Source organism: Azonexus hydrophilus, assembly GCF_001956855.1.
GTDB classification, from domain to species: domain Bacteria; phylum Pseudomonadota; class Gammaproteobacteria; order Burkholderiales; family Rhodocyclaceae; genus Azonexus; species Azonexus hydrophilus_A.
The window spans coordinates 221,353-242,564 of sequence record NZ_MTHD01000002.1 but is presented as its reverse complement, the minus strand read 5'-3'; the positions used below and the strand labels follow the sequence as shown (position 1 = coordinate 242,564).

The following is a 21,212-nucleotide window of genomic DNA, read 5'->3' as shown; positions in this document are numbered from 1 at the left end:
CTTTTAAATTTGCACAAATTTCCGTGGCAAAAATTCAGACCACTATTCAATTTAAGTTAGCAAGAATACCTCCTGCTGACCTTCGATTTTTACTGGAAGCATTGCCGCGCTTAGAGATCGAAGAGGCAGAAATGCGTTCTATACTGATCGAAAGGCGTGCCGATCTTTTTGCCAGCGATTGCTTACCTGCCTCTTGGAGCCATCTTTACGAGCTTCCATTCCCTGAACATGTCTCAAAAATCGCAGGTGATTTTGATGCCCTTCATGCAATCAAGGCATATAGTTCGGCACAACGCCCTATTCAGGTGCTTGCGTCTTACATCCAGCAATTGGATGAAGATGACTCAGAACTTACTCCAGAAGAGAAAGAAAAACTCCGTCCAAATCTGGCCTTGATATTCGGCTTGGTCACTTCACTCTTGAAGTCCTTGCAATCTTTGATGGCCTATGGAACCTACCTAAATGATTTAGTCGCCCAGGTTCGGCAAGGAAATCGGCAAGGGGATACTGCATTATTTAAAGCGGTCAAAATTGATCCAAGCGCGATGAGTGCACCTTCTATTTCCGCCAGAATTAGCCGTGCCGTACTCGAAGATGATCAAACCTTTCTCTCTGCGTTAAAACGAGCCATCAACGCACCACTGTCAAAGCAGCACCAGGCCAATGCAGACAAGATTAGGTTCGTTCTACAAGTCCTCCAGGAATCGAAGGTTGAACGCTTAAACGACGACGAATTGCACGATTTGTTCGTAAGGCAACTAGCCCTTTACTCGGCACCCAGCAAAGCAGACGTAGGTGATGCTGCGAAGGGGATACGAGCCATTGCTGGCCGCATGAAAAGGGCGAAATCAACCACTTAAAACTCGTATTTTTGCGTAGTCGGCGCAGGTCGCATCGATCTATTTAATCCATATCCGTTCCAGGTGCATTCGCTCCTGGCGATTCCAAAAGGAAAACGGATATGTCGAAGTATCAACAGAGTGGCCGCGATGGCCTGAACGAACTGCAAACGCAAAACCAGACCGCCGCTTCACGCAGCCCCGCCCGCACCGGGCAGCGGAGCGACCGGGCGGACGGGGACCGTGAAGCGGCGGAACCTGCCTTTAAGGGTGCGCCCCTTAGTAACACAGCACCCTATAACAGCAATTCAGGGAAAGAATGGTTCAAACCCCTTCGTTGGGGGGTAGATAGTCTTTATCTCTCCTACCCTGGGGAACTGTCCCGTGAAGTCGATAATCGTCTCAAGGAACTGAAGCAACTCGCCCAGTCCAAGACGCCCGGCGAGGTTGCCAAAGCCCAGTTGCCCCTGGCCGGTCATATCTTCGAGGTCAAGGAAAAAGGGGCGTCCCTGTTTCCCTACATCCTGGAAGACGGCGCCTTTCGCATTCAGCTATCGCGCCCAGGCCACAAGGCACCAATGGCCTATGTGAAGGTTTCGGCCAAGTTCCTGGCCCACGCCGGCCCAGTCGAAGCTGAACGCCAGCTCTACGCCTTGCTCTCGGAGCTGGGAGAACTCAAGGAATCCGCCAACGTCAGCCGGATTGACCTGTTTGCCGATTTCCAAAGCTCATTCGACATGGAAGGCTGGGATCGTCATGCCTGGGTCACTCGGGCCTCGTCGATCAACGCCTATGCCGTATCCGGTCAATTCTCCGGCTGGTCGGTCGGCTTGGGCGGGGTGATCTCTGCCAGGCTCTACAACAAGCTCTTGGAGATCGTCGTCAGCGGTAAGGAATGGATCATTCCCCTCTGGCAAAAGGCGGGTTGGGATGGCTCCGGTTTGGTCTGGCGCCAGGAGTTCGAGATCAAGCGCGATGTATTGACCCAGAAAGGCCTATCCAAGCTCCCAGAGGTGATGAAACACCTCGATGGCCTATGGAGCTATGCAACGACCGAATGGCTACGCCTGACGCTACCCAATGCCGACGATAAGACACGCTCCCGCTGGCAGATTCATCCCCTATGGCTGTTCGTATCTTCCATCGATTGGGAAGGCACTGGCGGCCCTCTGGCAAAGCGTTTCACTCCGGCCAGAAGCCCGAACGACGACAAGCTGTTCCAGATCGGTTACAGCGCGATTCTGTCCTACATGGCCAAGCACGGCTTCCCGGCCTCGGAGTTGTACGAAGGCTGCGAGGACTTCCTGGCAAGTGCCTATGCCTATCACGAGCAGAAGGCATTTGACCTGGGGCTTCCCTTCGAGGATTTCATCGCGGAAAAGCTCGCCTTGAAACATCGCCAGTACAACACCGGGATCAACGATCCTGAACAGGAAGCCAAGCGCCAGGCCAAGGAAGTGGAAGATCAGGCCAAGGCGTACCGGAAGGCCTCGGGGGGCTGAGATGGAAACGCTCACCCTGCAACAGGCTGCCGCATTCCTGAAGATTCACCCGGTCACGCTGCAAGAAAAAGCACGGGCTGGGGAGATTCCTGGGGCCAAGGTCGGGAAGTGCTGGGTCTTCCTGGAAATTGACCTGGTGGAATTTATCCGGTCACAATACCGGCGGCGAGTGTTGCAGGGTGCGCATGAAAGGAACATCGCATGTCACTCTACAAACGCAAAGACTCGTCCGTCTGGTGGGTCAAAATCGTCATCGATGGACGAAAGGTACAACGCAGCACTGGGACTGACGACAAAATCAAAGCCCAGGAATTCCACGACCGGCTAAAAGCCCAGATGTGGGAGCAGAATCGCCTGGGGGTCAAAGCCCGGCGATCCTGGAAGGAAGCGGTAGTTCGCTGGCTGGAGGAAACTTCGGAGAAGGCCACGCACCACGAGGACAAGCGCAAGTTGATCTGGCTTGATGGCTACCTCGGGGAGCTGATGCTTGATGAGGTCACCCTGGACGTGATCGACAGCATCAGGGCGGCCAAGCTCAAGGAAGCGGCCAAGGCCACGACGAACCGTTATTTGGCACTGATTCGCTCGATTCTCCTTCGCGCCAGGGATGAATGGGAATGGATCGACAAGGTGCCGAAGGTTAGGCTCTTTAAAGAATCTGCAAGCCGTGAACGTTCTCTGACTAGAGAGCAGGCGGGCAAGCTGTTGGCGGAATTGCCGCAACACCTGCGAGACTTGGTTTTGTTCTCGCTGGCAACGGGATTACGCCAAGGCAATGTCCTCAAGCTCGAATGGTCACAGATCAACCTGGAACAGCGCCATGCGTGGGTACATGCCTGGCAATCGAAGAACCGGCGCCCCATTGCCATTCCGTTGAATGAGGCGGCCTATTCGGTCCTGATTCGGCAAAAGGGAAAGCACGAAAGCAGGGTCTTTACGTTTCGGGGCAAGCCGTTGGAGTCGGCCAATACCCGCGCCTGGCACAAAGCCTTGAAGCGGGCAGAGATCGACAACTTCCGCTGGCATGATCTGAGGCATACCTGGGCAACGTGGCAGCGACAGGCTGGAACACCGACGCATGAGCTTCAACGCTTGGGCGGTTGGCGGACCGGGGCAATGGTGGAGCGTTATGCTCACCTGGCGCCCGATCATCTGGCGGAAGCGGCTTCACGGTTGAATTCCGTTCTAGGTGGCTACGAATTAGCTACGGTGGCCTAGAAAAGCAAAAAGCCCACTCCGAAAAGTGGGCTAAGTGCTTGAATCTATGGCTCCTCGACCTGGGCTCGAACCAGGGACCTACGGATTAACAGTCCGGCGCTCTACCGACTGAGCTATCGAGGAATTTCGCTGCCGAAGCGGCGAAGGCGCGCATTATAGACGCAAAAACCGCGATCGGCCCAGACTTTTTCTGGCCGTCCCGTCATGCAGCCAGTGCTGGCGCAATCACCACCTGATTGCGTCCCTGAGCCTTGGCCGCGTACATCGCCCGGTCGCCGCGCCGCATCAGCGACGACAGGCTCTCGCCCGTGTTCTCGATGATGGCCACGCCGATGCTCACTGTCGGCGTCACCAAGCCTTCGTGCAGTTCGCAACGCAGCCGTTCCACCGCAACGCGCAGACGTTCGGCTGCCGCCCCGGCCTCGTCGAGCCCCGTTTCCGGCATCAGGATGGCGAACTCCTCCCCGCCCAGACGGGCCAGGCAATCGTTGCCGCGCACGCTTTCGGCACACACCGCGGCAACTGCCTTGAGCACCTCGTCGCCCGCCAGATGACCATAGGTATCGTTGACCGGTTTGAAGTGATCGATATCCACCATCAACAGCGCCAGCGGATGACGGTAACGCGTCGCCCGCTGCAACTCCTCCTCGCCGGTTTCGATGAAATGGCGGCGATTGGCCAGCCCGGTCAGCGCATCGCGCTTGACCTGACGCTCCAGCTCGCTGATCAACTGGTCATTGCGCTGGCGCAGCACCAGCGCCTCCAGGGTACTGGCATGGATCTTCAGGCCGACCAGCAGCATCAGCGCAATGTAGAGCAGCCCCAGCGCGGTCAGGCCGACGCTGAACAGACTGCCATCCAGCAACGGCGGCCCCACCAGCGCCACCGCCGGCGCCACCAGATCGGACAGCAGCAGGCGGCGGTGCGGATTGCTCATCACCACGGTCAGCGAGATCAGACCCACATGCACCAGCATGACGAACATCAGGCTGCTCAGATCGCCCGGCTGATAAGCCCAGACCACGATGGAAGACCACATCGCCATGTGCGCCCCGTGCGCCAGCGCAATCCGCCGCGCCCAGCGCCCTGCGTCTTCTGCCGGCGCGCGGCGGAAGCGCAGATACACGCTCACATAGACCGCGATCACCACCAGTTCCACGCCCGCCCACAGCAGCGCCTGCCCTACCGGCACCCACAAGGTCAGCAGCGCTGCCACCACGACAGTTAATGGCGGCGCCAGATAACGGTCGTGCAGATGATTGTCGACATACAGTCGCAGTTGATGCCAGCGCACACTGGCGCCATTTGCCTCTTCCATGCCCCTCCCCGAGTGGCCACGCCAACAGCAGCCAGGGTTCATGGTAGCGCACAAGGCCCCGGGCCATCATTACGCCGGGGAATTCCCCTGACAAAATCCAGGCTCGGGACTATCCTTCGGATACCGGACCACCCCAGATCCCGACGCCCATGCTCCCGCGTTTCCTGACCTCCGTGCTGATCCTGCTGGGCTTTTCCGGGCCGATATCGGCGCGCACGCTGAGCGTGGAACTTGAGGTGCTGCATGTCGCCGGACAGTTGAGCCAGGCCGAGTTGAATGCCCTGCTGGCCAGCCCCCGGTTGTACATCGAAGCGCACTATCAGCCAACCCGGCTGATCGCGGGCGAGACGGCGCGCCGCGAGAAGATCATGCCCATCGGCAGCAAGCTGTTTGCCATTGGCCAGATCACGACCCGGCAAGGCACGCAGATCGAACGCCAGGGGCGCAGCTTGCGTGTGCGTATAGACGACACGCATCCCGCCCATGCCAGTTACCGGCTGAATGCGCTGCGACTGGCGGTACCCATTGCACCGGCGCCGGGTCGGCCGCAGCCGGATATGGAGGTCTGGCTGGCCAACCCCGTGGCGCGCCAGGGCGCGCATGAGCAGGCACTCCTGAGCAGGAATTCCGCCTTCGATCTCGGGCTGCGCCTGCGCTATCGCTGGGACGACGCGCCGGGCGAGCATGTGCCGGTGCCGCTGTCCTGCCACGACGACATCCAGGCGCTGGGCAAGGGGCAGTATCGCTTCCGGCAGGAACCGCGCCTGCTGCGCCTGTTCGGCAGCATCGATTTCGGCAGCAGCGGCCAGAAAATACCGGCCGGTGCCCGCCGCTTCATGCTGACGCCCCCCTACCCCGCGCCGCTGACCGGCTGGCAGCTCGTTGACCAGCAACTGGTACAACTGCGTGTCGATGGCAAGACGCTCGAATCCTTGAGCCTGCATGCCGAGCGCCAGGGCAGCGATGGTTGCCGCTACATGCGCAACCTTGATGCCTGGTTTGCCGACGGCCAGTTGGTTAAATTGAAGCGTTCCGGCCACGGGCTGCACACCAGCACCTGCGAAGAACCCGCCGCCAGTGAACCGACCACCGAAATCCACTGGAACGACGACGGTACGCTGGCCCGCTTCGTCGAAAGCAGCACGCTCGCCACCCGCGTCTGGGACGCCTTCCGCGCCAGCAACCCGGCCTGTACGGCAGATCAGTCACCACCGCCGGGCAGCGCGGAAATTGCCGCCCTGCGCGACGAAGTCGACCGCCTGCGGTCCGCATTCCTGCAAGGGAGCAAGCCATGATCCCGGCTTTTGATGAAATGCACCCGGTGCTGTGGATCATCGTCGCCATCCTGGTTGCGGTCGACGTTTTCCTGTTGCGCCGGCTGTTTGACCGCTGGCAGCAATACACCCAGGCCAGACGCTGGCCGCGGCTGACCGTTCAGGCCGACAAGGTGCAACTGGTGCGGGTCGCCTACGAACGGGAAGGCAGCCCGACCTCGCGCCAGGAGTATTACGAAGCAGTTTTCGACTACCGCTACCAGGTTGCCGGGCGTGATTATCAGAAGCAGACGGTACAGCAGGTTGCCACCCAGCAGGAAGCCGACGCCATCAAGGCCGAAGCAAGAATTTCCTTCCTCTACAACCCGGCCGATCCGGCACAGACACTCGATGCACCGCCCGGGCCGGCAGCCGTGATCGGCACCGTGATCGGCCTGCTGATCTTCAACAGCATGATCTTCGGCCTGCTCGCCAATGTGCAGGACTTCCTCAACCTGGACAGCTACTGAAAGCGCGCCCGCATGGAATCATCGTCACCCCTGCTGTTGCTGGTCGGCCTTGTCTTCATCCTGATCGGCCTGATCTTCGTGCCGGTGGCGATCAAGAAGCTTCGCACCGACCGGGCCAGCCGCAGCTGGCCGCAGACCACCGCCACGCTGGAACGCACCGAGGTGATGAAGCACGTCGTCGACCGCATGCACAAGGAAAACGGCCCGACCCAGCGCATCAGCTACAGCGCACTGCTCAGCTACCGCTATGAAATCAATGGCCAGTCCTACACCGCGCAGCATGGCGAAGCAGCAGACGACACCAGCCACGCCGCACGCCTGGCCGCCGCCCACCAGATCGGTGAAACGCGCAGCATCTACTACAATCCACAAGCCCCGGAGCACTACCTGATCGAACTGGAACCCAGCTACAGCGGCCTGTACTGGCTGCTGCCGGCACTGGCTTTCGCCGGCTTCGGCAGCCTGGTCATCTGGGTCGGCGGCAGCGCATCCTAAAAACACATACACACTGGAGACAAAATGAGCGTCAAGATCATCGGCCTGATCCGCCTGAAAGACCCGGCGGCCTTCGAAACCTACCGCAGCCAGGTCGGCGCCACGGTAGAACGCTACCGGGGCAGCATCGTCGCCCGTGGTGCGGTCGACAAGACCTGGTGGAACGAATTGCCCTGCGCCCCGTTCGAGGCCTACGTCGAACTCAGCTTCCCGAGCGCCGAAGACGCCGACCGCTGGGCCACCAGTCCGGAATATCAGGCGCTTGTGCCGGTGCGGACGGCGGCGATGGATTTGATGTTGTTTCGGGTTGTTGGGTAGGGTGAAGGGCGCTGAAATTCGTGGGGAGAATAGTCTGCAATCGGCCAAGAGCAGACCCACGGATACCCTTACGCTAAGCAGACGTTTCGCCGATGCAGTTGTCTGGCATATTGATGTTGTTATACTGACAGCCAAAATCCCAAGTGACTAAAAATTATGGATTTAAGACAACAATTCCGGTGTCAGCAATATCAATTGTTATACGGACCCCAGTGTCCGTGTAAACACTGTTAGGCCACATAGTCCTGCTATGCGTTTTCCCATGCGAACAAGTCGAGGAGGCTTTCTTCCAGACACCTACGATGTGGCGCATGACCTCTGCTTTGTGGTGCACGACATCCTGGCGCAATTGCTTAAGTCTGGAGAAGAAGGTGGATTCTTTCGCACCACTATTACCTTCAATGATGAGGCAGATCGCGTTTCTTTCGAGCAAGCCGAAGATATATTTGATTGGCTCGAAGAGACCCAACGGTTGAATGACCGAACATCTATTCTGACTACGACAGTATTCCCCGCGATACTGTCTGACATGCTTCACTGTATTTATGAAGCGCTAGAGTCCTCGCGTAAGGCCAAGCTAAATGTCACCTACATGCTGGTGCGCAAGCCAATTCAAGAGAGCCTGTTTCTTCTCGAAACCATTGTGGTCAATCCCAACGACTTCGCAGCGAAGCTAGCCGTCGATCCACTGAAATTGCGAGGCGAAAAGGCTGGCGGTCTTGATGCGCATACCCGCCGTATCCAGCAGGTGCTGGAGAAACTAGGCGAGGAAGGTCGATTCAGCGCCGAATACATAGCCCAACTTCGCTACAACAAGAGCGAAGAGGACGGGTTCGACGGAATCTGCAATCTGGCGATGCACCTGTTCACTGAACATAGGGCAATTCGAACGACGCCATTGAACATCAACTTCATATTCTCTGGCTGGGATGAAAAGTGCACGCAGTGGGCATATCTCTATAGTCGATTACCGTACTTACTGATCTACACACATTGCGTCGTCGAACACTTGTGTGAGCGGATTGCTCCAACGCACCCCACATACCTCAACGACATGCAACGCAGAATTGCCGCTCTGGCTGTTCTTTGGAGAGAACAGATGGAGCCGGCCTATGTAGCTGAGCCGATCGACAAGCTCGTTTCGTACAATCGCGACTGGCTAATTGGGCATTGCCTCAGCGCAGGGTATCCCGCACCAAGTGAGTCGGATTTCGTGAAGATGGCATTTACGGGAGCATTCCCGCGAGAAGGAAAGATGAAGGTGCTGCTGCGAAATCTCCGTTACAGACTTAGAGCTGCACTGAATCGTCGTTCAGCTCGTAGAGTCCGCCAATGACTCGCTCCTGTGGCCCAAACATCATTCCACCGGACGCTGCGCGATAGAGCCGCGCAGCGTCCGGTGGATTCAAACGTTAGGAATTTTGTTCCCTCAGTTCGCATATGCCTGAAAAAATTGACAGCCATTTAAGTACCCCATTGCCGCAGAAGCTTTATCACTACACATCGACGGAATCTTTTCGTTGCATTGTGGAATACAACAAGTTGTGGGCAACAGACGCCTTTTACATGAACGACAACCAAGAAATTCTTCATGCACTAGAGCTATGCCAAGAAGTATGTAGATCAATGGTGAAAGGCGCATCCGATCGTGAACGTGAGTTTCTTGAAAAGCTATTCAACGAGCTGCATTTCCAAAAAACCAACCAAACCCATGTCTTCACGGTCAGCTTTTCTGAAAGCAGAGACCAACTTAGTCAGTGGCGTGCTTATACAAGAAACGGTGGCTATGCCCTAGCATTTAAGGGTGGTGCGTTATCGCATGTTGCAAATGGCCAAGGCTATCTTATTGCCAAGTGCATATATGAAGAGACGCTCAAGAAAGAGCTTATTAACGAATTCATATCAAACAAGCTACATGAATCCACAACTGCGCCAGACATTGATCTGTTGGCGGTCATAGCAGCAAATGACTTTTTGATAATTGCTGCCATGATGAAGCATCAAGGATTTTCAGAGGAAAAAGAGTGGAGACTAATTTCCACCACCAGCCGAGATGACCCGAGTCAAATCAAGTATCGAAGCGTTGCACGATATTTAATTCCCTATCTTGAAGTTAGTGTTTCTCCGAAGGTAATGCCAAGGATTGACTCAAGAAGGTTTATTGGTATCGATGAGGTTTTAGTTGGGCCTGCGCCAGAACCAGAGCTTTCTTGGAGATCGTGTATGCAACTACTAATCGATCGTGATATCTACTTCGAGCAGATCACTCCGTCGGGAACTCCATATCGTGCAAATTAATTGCTACTCCTTCTGGCGGTAAAACATTCCTAACAATTCGGTCCCTTCACGTCAAACGTTGGGTGCCTTCAACCATCTGCACTTAAACTCTAGTGAAATATGGCTAATCGATATACCGAGTTCCTTGTTGCCGCGACCAATTCTGCACCTAGATCGCTTCCTGAGTCTATTCGTCAGGTGGGTAATTTATCTTCTGGTTTTTGTCGCAGTTGGCTTTCCAATGAGATTCCCGACGCGCTTACTACGAGCGAAGAAGCCTTTCAACTTTTTGATCATATTCAGAATGAACTTCTCCGCCATCGGGACGAAAAATCAAAGTTGCCTGGATGGTCATCCGACCCGTTTAAGGTAGCGCTAGACGTAACCGTCGGTGATTTACTCGATCCTGCCACTCCAACCGATAAAGCGTTCTTTCAGTCGTGCTCTCCCGGTGCAGGAGCCTTGCTGCTAGGTGCATCTCCAGCCCCGCTAACCTTGGCAGCAGCGCTGAACAAGCTTAAGCATCGCAGTACGAACGCTGTTAACTTCACAGCCTCGGCCTCTGGCGCGCATGTTTTGTACATCTTTACAAATGCCGGCATGGGCAAGCCAGACACGATTTCCGCCTTCGATGTTCATGTTTTTTGTAGCGCATGCAAAACCGCTGCTGGAGCCATATGACGCCCAACCCATCAATCCACCGGACGCTGCGCGATAAAGCCGCGCACCGCCGGTGATTTCAAACGCTCGGCGTCACGAGGACTTTGATGAACTCAACCGTATTTCTAACTGTGCTGTCCGGCGTCATTACCTTTGTAATTGGTCAATTGGTTTTGAAGTTGGTGATAGACCCAGTTCAAGAATTGAAGAAGACAATCGCGCAAATCTCCCACTCCATGATTGAGCGTGCGAATGTAATCGCTAATCCGGGCGTGCCCAATGATGAAGTAATGAACGAGACATCAAGGCATTTTCGCCAGCTATCGTCACAATTGCATGCACATCTCTATCTAATCCCACTGTTCAACGTGACTGCAAAAATCTTCCGACTTCCCACTAAGGAAAAGATATTGGCAGCCTCAAGCTCGTTGATCGGTCTTTCAAATAGCATTCTCCGCCCGAGTACCACCGAGCATATCCATAATCACAACGCGAAGCGCGTGGAGAACGTTTGTGACTCATTAGGTATATATATAGCGGAGGGCGGTCGTGTTCCTAAGAATCAAGCGTGACGCTGAACCCAAACGTTCGAAAGTCCGCCTCCAGAAGTTGGCTACTTCTGCTTTGGGTCGATTGCCGCCACTGCAATAATCAACAAGCGCCGTATGAATAAACTGAGCAAAGCAGCAGAAATGCAGCAAAAACCTTCAGACAGCAAAAAGCCCACTCAAAAGTGGGCTTTTTGCTTGAATCTATGGCTCGCCAGTTCAGACAGTTCTGAGGACTGGAAATTTGATTTTTTGATCCAGCAAGGCGCGCCCGGAGCGATGAATCTGGGCACTGGATGATTGATATACGCTTGCCCGCTTTTGCAGCCAAATCAAACTGAGGGCTTATTTAGAGCGGCGGGGCGTGGCAAACCTGCGCCCTTAAGTCCAGCCTCATGAAAAGTAATTTCAGCGCGCCTAACTGCGGCTTGATGAACCACTGCAAAATAAGATTCAAAGGTTTCATCAGGTACAGCAGTCCAATCCTCAACGCCAGTCGATCTCACAAGGTCAAAAACAGCAAAATACTTTGATGAGTAATCAACAATTTTCGATTCTGTGTTTGGAATAGACAAGGCAGCTTTGTACTCAAGCTCAATTGTAAAAGAGGTTGGTTTCTCCAAATCATCAAGACCGACAGAAAATCCACTTGATGTGTCTGTCTTTAATTGAACTGGCTTACCAGCCTCTTCTGAGGGTGGTGGCATCGCTACGAAATTTTCGCTCACCAACCGCATCTGATTAAGGCGAAGATCAACAAAGACATTAGAAGCGGCGTTGTCTACGTTTGCGTGGGTTGCATTCATTTTCTACTCCTAATTAACCAGCGCAAGACCACCTATGGATGAGTATTTAATTGATGCATTACCCAATTTTTTATAGCTAGTTTGCTCCCTAAGAGCTTCTACTAAGCCTGTCATGTTTTCCTCACCAAAAACGTCCAATTCAATTGGCTGAGAATACCCACACCCAACGTCATATAGCTTACGAGAGGGGCGTAAATTTACGCTGTTTTCAACCCAAGCTAATATCTGGTCAGCAATCTCAACACAAGCAGTTTCTTGAGTAACAACAAGGTGCTGATCCTGGCGAACATGCCATTCGTTTCCAAAAAAGCTCAACATCACCCTGTCTGGAAGCTTCTTGCCGCATCCATCAACGTATGCAATTAGCTCGCTAACAGTCATATTAGGCTCATAACGAGCTGCAAAACGAGTTCTAATAGTTATATCGGCAAATTTAGGTACCGGGTCAGATTTTTTTTCCCATCTTGCTACTGTTTGGGCATCACGATCCAACAAAAGACCTAGCTCGGCTTGAGAAAAACCTAGCCCGCGACGAAGAAAACGCAAATCCCAGCCACGCAATGGCTCATTTTTCCTTAACACCAAGCCTCTGATACATTGCTCCAACTGGTCGGGTAATTCATATTCACGCTCAACCCCTTCAGATGTCGAAAATTCTCGATATCCATTAACCAGATATAAATTTTGGTAGGCAAAGTGTATATATCGGATCATTTTAATTAGTTTGAATCAATAACGGTAATTACGACAACATTTTCATCAGGCCTTAAGCTGGCAACTACCTGCATGGTGTCTCCATCAATTACGGCTTGCATATTAAATTTGTATTCAACAACCCCATTCCGATTTGGTAGTGAGGGCCGCTCAACGAAAAACCCGCTAGACAAACAATCTCTAACTTGGCTCCTGTCGAAGCCACGTTCTGCCATCCGTTCCTCAGCGTGCACAGTGAACCGTATACGGTTCCTACGTACCAACGCCCTCACGTCCTGCAATACTTCAAAATCGGATAGAGACTTGTATGAAGACATGCTAATTATAGCTGAGTTCCGTCAGACATCTATCAAAATGATAGGTCATTGATAGGGTGTGTCTCGCCCCCGTCCAAGTAACACGGGGGGCTATGGATACATGGAAAATTAGAATAGGACAGCAGAGTACGCCAAGTGCATCGATTGCTCAAGATGCCACCCTGCCAAGGCCGCACGCCCCGAGCGGGCGCGCGGCCGTACGGCCTTGGCAGGGTGGCATTAGTCGGCATTCGTTGACATGGGTTACTTCGTGGGTTACGTTTACGCAACTCATAACATCGAAGGACTCATCATGGACTACGAAAACGACGAACCCAGCAAGGCTAAATTTCTTGCCTCATTGCTTCATGGCAGCGGATCGATGGACGCCATCTCTTCCACCGTTCAGCGTAGTCACCGCTTTCCGTTACATCTGATGCTCCAAATTGAAAACATGGCTGAACAAGCCGGTGTTCCGGTTTCGTTGATCATCAACCAGTTGCTGGAGTGCGGGCTGGAAGCTGTTTCCAAGGAACTGACGGAAGAACAAATAAAAGCAATCATCGCTATCAGACCAGAACAGCTGGAACGAAAAACAGCCACACAACACACCACGGTCAAGAACGTCCGAAAGTCGTCAGTCAAGGTGGAACGCAGCAAGTAAGGTGCTGAGATGAAATTCCTCCTCTTCGGCCACGACACCATCGAGTGCGCGTATTACCTCGCGGCACTGTCCGATTGTTCGCTCGACTTCACCCGTCTGGCCGTTGAAAAGGAATCCCTGCGCCTTGCCAAGATTCGCCATCCCAAGGCAATCAAGCTGGGTTCGGAAACCTTCCTGCTGGCGTCCCACGGTACCGGCAGCGGTTATCCCTTCCTGATTGAGAACGAGGCCTTCAGTATCCAGTTCGGCGAATTCAACAAACCGAATTTCTTTGTCACTTACCGCAGCTTCGCACTGTGGCAATACGGGGCATCGGCACTGCATCGGCGCTTTCTCGATTGGGCGGCATCAGTTGGCTATACGACTTTCATGCCGGAACGCCTGTCACGGGTTGATTTCACGTTCGACTATCAAATCCCGGCCATCGATTTCAACGAAGACAACTTCGTCAGCGCAACGACCAAGGACAAGCAGTTCCGCAAAAATCGGAAGGTGCAGACCTTTGGCTTTGGCGAGGGTGATGTTGTCTTGCGGGTCTATAACAAGGTCGATGAGATTCAGGAGAAGAGCGCTAAAACGTGGTTCTTCGACCTCTGGCAGTGTTCGGAGAATGTCTGGCGCATTGAATGGCAGATTCGCAAGGCTTGGCTGCGCACCTTCGGCATTCAGACCTTTGCCGACATGGAAGAACGTCAGGGCGATTTGCTGCGGGTACTGGTCCATGACCATACAACCCTGCGCATTCAAACTGACGATAGCAACCGTTCGCGCTGGCCAGTGCATCCGGTGTGGGCAGACTTGCAGGCACGGGTTCGCCAAATGGCTGGCCTTGGTGTCGTTCGAGAACTGGATACACTCGCGCTATTGGAAGAGCGTGAAACCCGGATGGCGATCAGCGTCTATGGCTACCTGAAACGCCTCGGCGCCATTCACGGTATCAAACGCAAGACGCCCGAAATCGGCTTCGATGAAAGCTTCGCACTGCTGCGCAAAAAGCTGGATCGGATTCACGACGATCTGACCTGGGAAACCGATGTGCGGCGGCGCTACGACGAAATGAGGCTCGGGCAATGGTAAATCCGCTGACCGAAGACGTTATGCGTCTGTTGATGCCGCGGATTAGCCGCATTCTCGACACGGCAGCAGTCGGCATGCCTTCGGCGCATCAGTTTCAAGCCTACAGAAAAGTTGTTCTCGATGAATTTGGAAACCAGAGCTTCCTACCGGAATTGGAGGCGCTGGTGCAGCAACACGGCATGGACAGGAACGGGCGGGCCAAGACCGCAGGAAAGGGGGTGCCACGATGAGTGAGCAAACAATCCACGATCCACCTGACTCTGCCTGATGCGCTTGTGCCGTCAGTACCCAGTGAAGCCGAAATCGAATTGATTGCCTCAATGCTCGGCGAACTGCTGGTGTTGGTGCTGCGGCTGGACGATAGCGAGGACGATTGAGCAAACAAAGAGCCGCATTCGGCATGCAGACCAATTCAGGTAATCAGCATGGCCTGTCAAGGATGGTGTAACCACCGCAAGGCTGCCTTGACAGGCCATGCTGATTGCCTATAACCCCTGCATGTCGTATGCGGCGGGGTATATACGGAGGACGATATGGCAGTTGCTCTTTATGCACGGGTTTCAACGGTCAAACAGGCTGACAAGGACTTGTCGATTCCTGACCAGCTGCGGCAGATGCAGGAATGGTGCAAGGGCCATGGCTATCTGATTGGTGAGACGTATATCGAGGCTGGTGCATCGGCCACCGATGACCGGCGCCCGGTGTTTCAGGAAATGATTGCCGAAGCGACCAAAACTCCGGCGCCCTTTGAAGCGATCATCGTTCATAGCTTGTCGCGCTTCTTCCGGGATTCGCTGGAATTCGCCTTGTATGAACGCAAGTTGAAACGTGCCGGGGTGAAGCTGGTTTCGATCACGCAGCAGACCAGCGACGATCCCTCCGGCGAGATGGCCCGTAAAATCTTCTCGATCTTCGATGAGTACCAGAGCAAGGAAAACGGCAAGCACACGCTGCGGGCGATGAAGGAGAACGCCCGGCAAGGCTTCTGGAATGGTTCCCGCCCGCCGTTCGGCTACAAGACCGTCGAGGCGGAAAAGTTGGGCAACAAGGGCAAGCGCAAACAGCAACTGGCGATTGATCCAGCGGAATCTGCACAGGTGCGGCAAATCTTCGATCTGTATCTGAACGGCAAGGGGCATGGCCCGATGGGCGCGAAACAGATTGCCAGCTACCTGAACGAAACGGGGCGGAAGCATCGCAATGCTTCATGGACACGTTCGCGGGTCCATGAAGTGCTGTCGAACGCTACCTATGTCGGCGACTACTACTTCAACCGGATGGAGAACAAATCCCGCCAGTTGAAACCGGAATCGGAGTGGATTCTGCTGAAAGTCGATCCGATCATTGATGTGCAGACCTTTCAGGAGGTGAAATCGCGCAAGGCTTCCCGTGCCTTCGATCAGGTGCCGTCCAGAACGCTGACCAGCGAAACACTGCTGACCGGGATGATCAAGTGCGGTTGCTGCGGTGCGGGCATGACCACGGCCACCGGCAAGGGTGGGCAATATCGTTACTACAAGTGCAACACACGCATTGCCAAGCACATCCAGCAGTGCAGCAATCCAGCGGTGCCGATGGACAAGATGGATAGCGCCGTAATCGATGCCCTGGCAGATAAGCTATTCACACCGGACCGGGTCAAACAGATTCTGGCGCGGCTGCAAACGCAGATCAAAGCCACGCAGGCAAAGGACGAACACGGCGTGAAGGCGTTGCAGGTTGAACTGAGCGAGTTGCAACAGGCCAGCGAACGACTCTTTGAAGCCGTGGAAAAAGGCATCCTGCCGCTGGATGAACTACTCCAGCAGCGTAGCAGGCGACTGCAAACACGGCGCCAGGAGGTGCTGACCGAAATCGCCTCGCACAAACGCCGTGCCGACATGCCGGCCATTCGTCCGCGTCAGGTGGAACTGTTCTGCAAGGCACTGAAAGAGAAACTGCACGACCGCAACAGCGGCTTTGCCAAGGCGTATCTGCGTCAGATCATTGGCGAGATTCGTGTCACCGGCAACGAAGCGGTTGTCACGGGCAACAGTCTTGCACTGGCAATGGCTGTCGCGGACACAAAAAAGGGCACTTCTGTTGAAGTGCCCAAATCTGTATTCGGTTGGCTCCCCGACCTGGGCTCGAACCAGGGACCTACGGATTAACAGTCCGGCGCTCTACCGACTGAGCTATCGAGGAAAAGTCTCGCCCTGCGGCGAGAGGCGCGGATTATAACCAGCTTTTCGGAAAAGGCCTAGTGGTCGGCGTCTTCGTCGGCCGACCTGGTTTTTTCGGAATTTTCCGGGTTGACCGCAGCAGACTGGGCCAGTTGCCTGGCGCGGGCTTCGCGCAGCGTTGGCGTTTCCAGCGTAATGCGGCCGAGGGTGCCGGTGCGGTAATCGTTGAGCAGGATGCCAGCGGCTTTTTCGATGTCGAGTTCGCCACCACGACCCTTGATGATGCAGCCGCGTTTTCTGGCGATGCCTTCGAGGATGGCGACGGCATCCATGCCTTGCAGGTCAAAGCCGTAGCGGGCCTGGAGCAGCGCCGGGTAGTGTTCGAGCAGGTAGCCGGCGAGCCAGGTGGCGACTTCGTCGTCGATGTAGGCATTGACGCCGACGGAGTGGCTGGCGGCCATCATCAGGCCGTCGATCGGGTGGTCGATCTTGGGCCAGAGCATGCCCGGGGTATCGTAGAGCGTGAGGCGCGAGCTGATGTCGATGCGCTGCTGGCTCTTGGTGACAGCCGGCTGGTCGCCGACGGCGGCAACCCTTTTCTTGACCATGGCGTTCATCAGCGTCGATTTGCCGACGTTGGGGATGCCCATGATCATCAGGCGCAGCGGTTTGACGGCGTCGCAGCGGTGCGGCGCGAGTTTCTGCGCGAGGCCGGGGATGCGGGCGACATCGCTGGCTTTCTTGCACGAAATGGCGACCGCCTTGACGCCGGGTTGCGCGTCAAAATAGGCCAGCCAGGCCTTGGTCGCTTCCGGGTCGGCGAGGTCGGCCTTGTTCAGCAGCTTGAGGCAGGGGCGCTGCCGGAAGGTGCGCAACTGGTGGATCATCGGGTTGCTGGAGGCTTGCGGCAGGCGGGCGTCGAGCACTTCGACGACGACATCGGCCATGGCCAGCGTCTCGCCCGCTTTTTTGCGGGCCTGGGTCATGTGACCGGGGAACCATTGGATGGACATTTTTGCTTTCTGTTCTATCTTGACTGTTTTTCAGGCACCGGAGACTTCCCAGCGGCCGCCCTTGTTCGGGCCGATGCGGCGCAAACGTCCTTGCGCCTTGAGTCGGGCAACCTGTTTTTCGACTGCGCGCACGCTGAGGTTAAGGCACTTTGCTAGTTCCGCAAGTGTCAGCATCGAATGTTCCGCCAAAAGACCCAGAATCTTGTCAGCAGTTTTTACCGAACTTTCTACCGAACTTTCTACCGAACTGTTCGGTGAACCGTCCTGCAGAAGTTCATCAGACCAGCTCATTTCCAGCACGGTGTATTCCTGCGGATCGAAAGATTCGCGCAGTTGCAGGCCGTGGCCCAAAGCCTGCCAGCCGTGGACGATGCGCGACATACCCGAACCGGCGCGTTCACCCAGGCCGATCATCAGGAACATCTGCTGCAGCGTGCGATTGCGGCAATCGCTGATACCACCTTGCAGAGCCTGACTAGGCGAAATGCGCAGTGCCCCCGGATTGCGGAAGGTGAAGCCGGCCGGTTCCTTGACCACCTGGACGGAAACGCGCCCGCTGTAATCGGCATGCACCAGCGCATTGACCAGTGCCTCGCGCAGCGCCTTGTGCGTGGGCGTATCGTCCTGGCGCGTGTCACCCTGCAGCACGAAGGGCACTTTCACCTCGGCGGTCAGCTTGATGACCACGCGGCGGTAAAAGTCGAACAGGTTACCGGACCAACTACCGTCCGGCACCAGCCGATCCAGCCACTGCACGGTTTCGGCGTAGTCACGCGGGCGTTCCTGGTAATCGACAAAGTACAGCGGCAGCGCTTCAGCAATCGCCGGCCATTGCCCGAACATCAGCAGCCCGGCCTGAGTCAGACCGCTTTCTCCACTGGCACGGTCCTCGCGCCAGCCACCGAGCATTTGCAGAAAAGCCTGATCATCGAGCGCCAGCCAGGGATGATCCGGTTTGTCGGCGCGAAAAATGTTGCGGTAGGCCTTGAGGCTGTCCGCATTCAGGTCACGCAGACCGAAATTCGGCAGGATGCGCGTATCCCGGCTGTCTTCAACCTGCTCGGCCAGCATCCGCTTGATGTCTTCATCGGCCAATGCGCGGTCGCCGTCGTTCAACCGGCGCCAGGTGTTGCCGAAGGGATTGGTCGTCAGATGAACCGGCCGCTGCTGCCGGCTGGCCCGTGGCACGCGGATCGCCAACAGGGTCTTGCCGGCGATGTCGATTTCCTCGACATCGGCGTCAGTCAGCAGGTTGCTGCTGACCTTTTGCCGATTGTTCAAATTGTTGAACAGTTCGCTGCGCACTTTGGCCGGGTTCTCGATCCCGGCCAGTTCAAAACCCTCCCGCCGCTCACGGATGCCCAGCAGGATGATGCCGCCTTCGGTGTTGGCAAAGGCGCTGTAGGTCGGCCAGAAATCCTCCGGCAAACGCCCCTTGCCATCGTGCCCGCCAGCCAGTTTGCATTCGACAACGGCCGATTCCCGCAATGAACTAAGTTCATCGGGAAGCCGTTCCAGAATCGTAACCGGATGATCGCGCACGGGCCTGTCTCGTCAGCCGCCGGTAACCGGCGGAAAGAAGGCGATTTCGTCGCCGTCGCGGATGGGGGCGTCGGCCTTGGCCATGTCCTGGTTGACGGCGCAGCGCAGGTTTTTGGCGGTGGCCAGGGCGTCCCTGCCCTGCCCGATCAGCCAGTCTCGCAACTGGCCGACGGTAGCGATGCCGTCCGGCAACTCGACGGTCTCGCCGGCGGTGCCGAAGGCTTCGCGCAGGCTGGCGAAGTAGAGGATGTTCACGCTCATGCGAGCAACTCCGTAAAGGGGATGAAACGCACCGTGTCGCCGGGTTGCACGGCGCAGCCGGGCGGGTTGAGCACGAGACCGTCGCTCCAGCACAGCGAGGTGACGACGGCCGAACCCTGGTTGGGGTAGAGCTCGACGTGGCCGGCGTCGTTGATGCGGGCGCGCAGGAATTCGAGGCGGCTGTCGGGCCGGCTCCAGACAAAGTCGGCGGTCAGCGGCAGGGCTTTCGGCACGACCTTGTCCACGCCCTGCAGGCGCAGGATGAAGGGGCGGACCAGCATCAGGCAGGTGACGAAGGCGGCGACCGGGTTGCCCGGCAGGCCGATGAACCAGGCCGTGCTGCCTTCCGGTTTATTGACTTCGCCGAAAGCCAGCGGCTTGCCCGGCTTGATGGCGATCTTCCACATGTCGAGCCGGCCTTCGGCTTCGACTGCGGGTTTGACGTGGTCTTCCTCACCGACCGAGACGCCGCCGCTGGTGACGATCAGGTCGTTGTCGGCAGCGGCGCGGCGCAGCGCGTCACGAGTGGCGTCGAGGCAATCGGGCACGCTGCCGAGGTCGCGCACTTCGCAGCCCAGGCCTTCGAGCAGCGCGCGCAGCGCGTAGCGGTTGGAGTTGTAGATGGCGCCGGGCGGCAGCGGCTCGCCGGGCTGAACCAATTCATCGCCAGTGAAGAACATGCCGACGCGCACGCGGCGATGCACCGGCAGTTCGGGCAGGCCGGCCGAGGCGGCAAGCGCGATTTCCTGGGCGCGCAGGCGGATGCCGGCGGACAGGATTTCGCTGCCGGTGGCGATGTCCTCGCCGCTGCGGCGGATGTTCTCGCCATCACGCGGGACGTGGTTGATGACGACGCTGTCGCCGACGGCTTCGCAGCGTTCCTGCATGATCACTGCGTCACAGCCCGGCGGCACCGGCGCGCCGGTGAAGATGCGGGCGGCGGTGCCGGCTTGCAGTTCGCTGCCGACCGTGCCGGCGGGAATGCGCTGGCTGACCGGCAGCGTGACGCCGACTTGCGCTACATCTGCCAGGCGCACGGCGTAACCGTCCATCGCCGAATTGTCGAGCGGCGGCACGTTGACCGTGGATACCTGCGCCTGCGCCAGCACGCGGCCGGCGGCGGCGGTGATCGGCACATGGCGGGTTTCGGCTACCGGGCGGGCGGCGGCGAGCAGTTGGGCAAGTGCTTGTTCGTAACTGAGCATGGTCAGACCTTGAGTTCGCAATGGCGGATGATGAAATCGGCCACCGTGGCAATGTCGTTGAGCGGCAGCACCGGAATCGGTGCGGCAATGGCTTCGTCGCAGGCGACGGCGACGATATCGTCGCGCTCACCGAACAGCGGCGCTTTGCCGTTGGCCGGCCGGTGGACTTCCAGCTTGGGTACCGGTTCCTGCTTGAATCCTTCGACCAGCACCAGGTCGCACGGCGCCAGACGGGTCAGCAGGTCGGCCAGTTGCGGTTCGGGCTCGTCGCGGCATTCGTGCATCAGCGCCCAGCGCGTGCCGCAGGCGAGCATGACTTCGGCGGCGCCGGCTTCGCGGTGGCGGTACGAATCCTTGCCCGGTTTGTCGATGTCGAATCCGTGATGCGCGTGCTTGATCACCGAAACTTTCAGGCCGCGCGCGATCAGCGCCGGAATCAGCTTTTCCAGCAGCGTCGTTTTGCCGGAGCCGGACCAGCCGGCGATGCCAAAAACTTTCATGGACGGATTCTACC

General features: G+C 56.5%; 27 protein-coding genes and 2 tRNA genes. 18 read left to right on the top strand and 11 right to left on the bottom strand.

Translation table 11 applies throughout. From position 1 onward, the window contains the following. Positions 1-23: 23 nt before the first annotated feature. The 4 genes from BJN45_RS05665 (at position 24) to BJN45_RS05650 (ending at position 3,559) form a co-directional block, all read left to right on the top strand. A complete protein-coding gene (locus BJN45_RS05665; RefSeq protein WP_139326299.1) occupies positions 24-860 on the top strand; it encodes a hypothetical protein in 837 nt (278 codons plus the stop codon). A gap of 101 nt (positions 861-961) precedes the next feature. Then, positions 962-2,341 (top strand): replication initiation factor, encoded by a 1,380-nt coding sequence (locus BJN45_RS05660; protein WP_088179044.1) that lies wholly within the window; start codon positions 962-964, stop codon positions 2,339-2,341. A 1-nt stretch (position 2,342) separates the two neighbouring features. Then, complete coding sequence (locus BJN45_RS18255; RefSeq protein ID WP_076092995.1) at positions 2,343-2,669, top strand: helix-turn-helix domain-containing protein; 327 nt, start codon at positions 2,343-2,345, stop codon at positions 2,667-2,669. Then, positions 2,588-3,559 carry a tyrosine-type recombinase/integrase gene (locus BJN45_RS05650; RefSeq protein ID WP_430793418.1) on the top strand — a complete coding sequence of 324 codons (972 nt, stop codon included), beginning with the start codon at positions 2,588-2,590 and terminating at the stop codon, positions 3,557-3,559. The genes BJN45_RS18255 and BJN45_RS05650 overlap by 82 nt, the downstream gene beginning before the upstream one ends. Positions 3,560-3,606: 47 nt before the next feature. Here BJN45_RS05650 and BJN45_RS05645 read toward each other — a convergent pair. Both BJN45_RS05645 and BJN45_RS05640 read right to left on the bottom strand, forming a co-directional pair. Next, positions 3,607-3,682, bottom strand: a tRNA-Asn gene (locus tag BJN45_RS05645). A gap of 79 nt (positions 3,683-3,761) precedes the next feature. Beyond that, entirely contained in the window at positions 3,762-4,877 is a 1,116-nt protein-coding gene (locus BJN45_RS05640; RefSeq protein WP_076092991.1) for a GGDEF domain-containing protein, read from the bottom strand. Positions 4,878-5,026: 149 nt separating this feature from the next. On the opposite strand from BJN45_RS05640, the gene BJN45_RS05635 reads away from it, so the two are divergent. From BJN45_RS05635 to BJN45_RS17600, 9 genes are all read left to right on the top strand, one after another. After that, entirely contained in the window at positions 5,027-6,172 is a 1,146-nt protein-coding gene (locus tag BJN45_RS05635) for a hypothetical protein (RefSeq protein WP_076092989.1), read from the top strand. Next, positions 6,169-6,660, top strand: a complete 492-nt coding sequence (locus BJN45_RS05630; protein ID WP_076092987.1) for a DUF3592 domain-containing protein — start codon at positions 6,169-6,171, stop codon at positions 6,658-6,660. Before BJN45_RS05635 ends, BJN45_RS05630 begins: the two co-directional genes overlap by 4 nt. Before the next feature lie 12 nt (positions 6,661-6,672). After that, entirely contained in the window at positions 6,673-7,155 is a 483-nt protein-coding gene (locus BJN45_RS05625; protein ID WP_076092985.1) for a DUF3592 domain-containing protein, read from the top strand. A gap of 24 nt (positions 7,156-7,179) precedes the next feature. Continuing rightward, positions 7,180-7,473 carry a DUF1330 domain-containing protein gene (locus tag BJN45_RS05620; RefSeq protein WP_076092983.1) on the top strand — a complete coding sequence of 98 codons (294 nt, stop codon included), beginning with the start codon at positions 7,180-7,182 and terminating at the stop codon, positions 7,471-7,473. A 250-nt stretch (positions 7,474-7,723) separates the two neighbouring features. Beyond that, positions 7,724-8,809 (top strand): hypothetical protein, encoded by a 1,086-nt coding sequence (locus BJN45_RS05615; protein WP_139326298.1) that lies wholly within the window; start codon positions 7,724-7,726, stop codon positions 8,807-8,809. A 230-nt stretch (positions 8,810-9,039) separates the two neighbouring features. Beyond that, entirely contained in the window at positions 9,040-9,771 is a 732-nt protein-coding gene (locus BJN45_RS05610) for a DUF2971 domain-containing protein (protein ID WP_170873034.1), read from the top strand. Positions 9,772-9,870: 99 nt separating this feature from the next. Beyond that, positions 9,871-10,431, top strand: coding sequence for a hypothetical protein (locus tag BJN45_RS17605; protein WP_139326297.1), 561 nt, complete (start codon positions 9,871-9,873; stop codon positions 10,429-10,431). Between the two features lie 86 nt (positions 10,432-10,517). Continuing rightward, the gene (locus BJN45_RS05605) at positions 10,518-10,982 is read left to right on the top strand and encodes a hypothetical protein (RefSeq protein ID WP_076092977.1); all 465 of its coding nucleotides are present in this window, start codon (positions 10,518-10,520) and stop codon (positions 10,980-10,982) included. Between the two features lie 93 nt (positions 10,983-11,075). Beyond that, on the top strand, positions 11,076-11,258 hold the full coding sequence (locus BJN45_RS17600) for a hypothetical protein (protein ID WP_139326296.1): 183 nt from the start codon (positions 11,076-11,078) through the stop codon (positions 11,256-11,258). A gap of 32 nt (positions 11,259-11,290) precedes the next feature. On the opposite strand, the gene BJN45_RS17595 is transcribed toward BJN45_RS17600, so the two are convergent. The 3 genes from BJN45_RS17595 to BJN45_RS18250 are packed head-to-tail and all read right to left on the bottom strand — an operon-like array spanning position 11,291 to position 12,795. After that, positions 11,291-11,764 (bottom strand): hypothetical protein, encoded by a 474-nt coding sequence (locus BJN45_RS17595; RefSeq protein ID WP_139326295.1) that lies wholly within the window; start codon positions 11,762-11,764, stop codon positions 11,291-11,293. A 9-nt stretch (positions 11,765-11,773) separates the two neighbouring features. After that, positions 11,774-12,478, bottom strand: a complete 705-nt coding sequence (locus BJN45_RS17590) for a hypothetical protein (RefSeq protein WP_139326294.1) — start codon at positions 12,476-12,478, stop codon at positions 11,774-11,776. 5 nt (positions 12,479-12,483) lie between these two features. Next, a complete protein-coding gene (locus tag BJN45_RS18250; protein WP_076092975.1) occupies positions 12,484-12,795 on the bottom strand; it encodes a DUF4258 domain-containing protein in 312 nt (103 codons plus the stop codon). Positions 12,796-13,087: 292 nt separating this feature from the next. On the opposite strand from BJN45_RS18250, the gene BJN45_RS05595 reads away from it, so the two are divergent. The 5 genes from BJN45_RS05595 to BJN45_RS18245 all read left to right on the top strand — a co-directional run bounded on the left by BJN45_RS05595 (position 13,088) and on the right by BJN45_RS18245 (position 16,665). Continuing rightward, positions 13,088-13,438: a hypothetical protein gene (locus tag BJN45_RS05595; RefSeq protein WP_139326293.1), complete on the top strand. Its 351-nt coding sequence runs from the start codon at positions 13,088-13,090 to the stop codon at positions 13,436-13,438. 9 nt (positions 13,439-13,447) lie between these two features. Continuing rightward, on the top strand, positions 13,448-14,515 hold the full coding sequence (locus BJN45_RS05590) for a phage/plasmid replication domain-containing protein (protein ID WP_076092971.1): 1,068 nt from the start codon (positions 13,448-13,450) through the stop codon (positions 14,513-14,515). Positions 14,516-14,535: 20 nt separating this feature from the next. Beyond that, complete coding sequence (locus BJN45_RS05585) at positions 14,536-14,745, top strand: hypothetical protein (RefSeq protein WP_076092970.1); 210 nt, start codon at positions 14,536-14,538, stop codon at positions 14,743-14,745. Continuing rightward, a complete protein-coding gene (locus BJN45_RS17745) occupies positions 14,746-14,892 on the top strand; it encodes a hypothetical protein (RefSeq protein WP_170873032.1) in 147 nt (48 codons plus the stop codon). A gap of 156 nt (positions 14,893-15,048) precedes the next feature. Beyond that, positions 15,049-16,665, top strand: coding sequence for a recombinase family protein (locus BJN45_RS18245; protein WP_430793417.1), 1,617 nt, complete (start codon positions 15,049-15,051; stop codon positions 16,663-16,665). Here BJN45_RS18245 and BJN45_RS05565 read toward each other — a convergent pair. The 6 genes from BJN45_RS05565 to mobB form a co-directional block, all read right to left on the bottom strand. Beyond that, positions 16,624-16,699 (bottom strand) — tRNA-Asn (locus BJN45_RS05565). The two genes, BJN45_RS18245 and BJN45_RS05565, sit on opposite strands and share 42 nt — an antisense overlap. 55 nt (positions 16,700-16,754) lie before the next feature. After that, positions 16,755-17,690: a ribosome biogenesis GTPase YlqF gene (ylqF, locus tag BJN45_RS05560; RefSeq protein WP_076092969.1), complete on the bottom strand. Its 936-nt coding sequence runs from the start codon at positions 17,688-17,690 to the stop codon at positions 16,755-16,757. Between the two features lie 30 nt (positions 17,691-17,720). Continuing rightward, the gene (locus BJN45_RS18145) at positions 17,721-19,232 is read right to left on the bottom strand and encodes an RNA-binding domain-containing protein (protein WP_205750547.1); all 1,512 of its coding nucleotides are present in this window, start codon (positions 19,230-19,232) and stop codon (positions 17,721-17,723) included. A gap of 12 nt (positions 19,233-19,244) precedes the next feature. Next, a complete protein-coding gene (gene moaD / locus BJN45_RS05550; RefSeq protein ID WP_076092968.1) occupies positions 19,245-19,493 on the bottom strand; it encodes a molybdopterin converting factor subunit 1 in 249 nt (82 codons plus the stop codon). Next, the gene (locus tag BJN45_RS05545; RefSeq protein ID WP_076092967.1) at positions 19,490-20,698 is read right to left on the bottom strand and encodes a molybdopterin molybdotransferase MoeA; all 1,209 of its coding nucleotides are present in this window, start codon (positions 20,696-20,698) and stop codon (positions 19,490-19,492) included. The genes moaD and BJN45_RS05545 overlap by 4 nt, the downstream gene beginning before the upstream one ends. A gap of 2 nt (positions 20,699-20,700) precedes the next feature. Continuing rightward, on the bottom strand, positions 20,701-21,198 hold the full coding sequence (gene mobB / locus BJN45_RS05540; RefSeq protein WP_076092966.1) for a molybdopterin-guanine dinucleotide biosynthesis protein B: 498 nt from the start codon (positions 21,196-21,198) through the stop codon (positions 20,701-20,703). Positions 21,199-21,212: the final 14 nt, after the last annotated feature.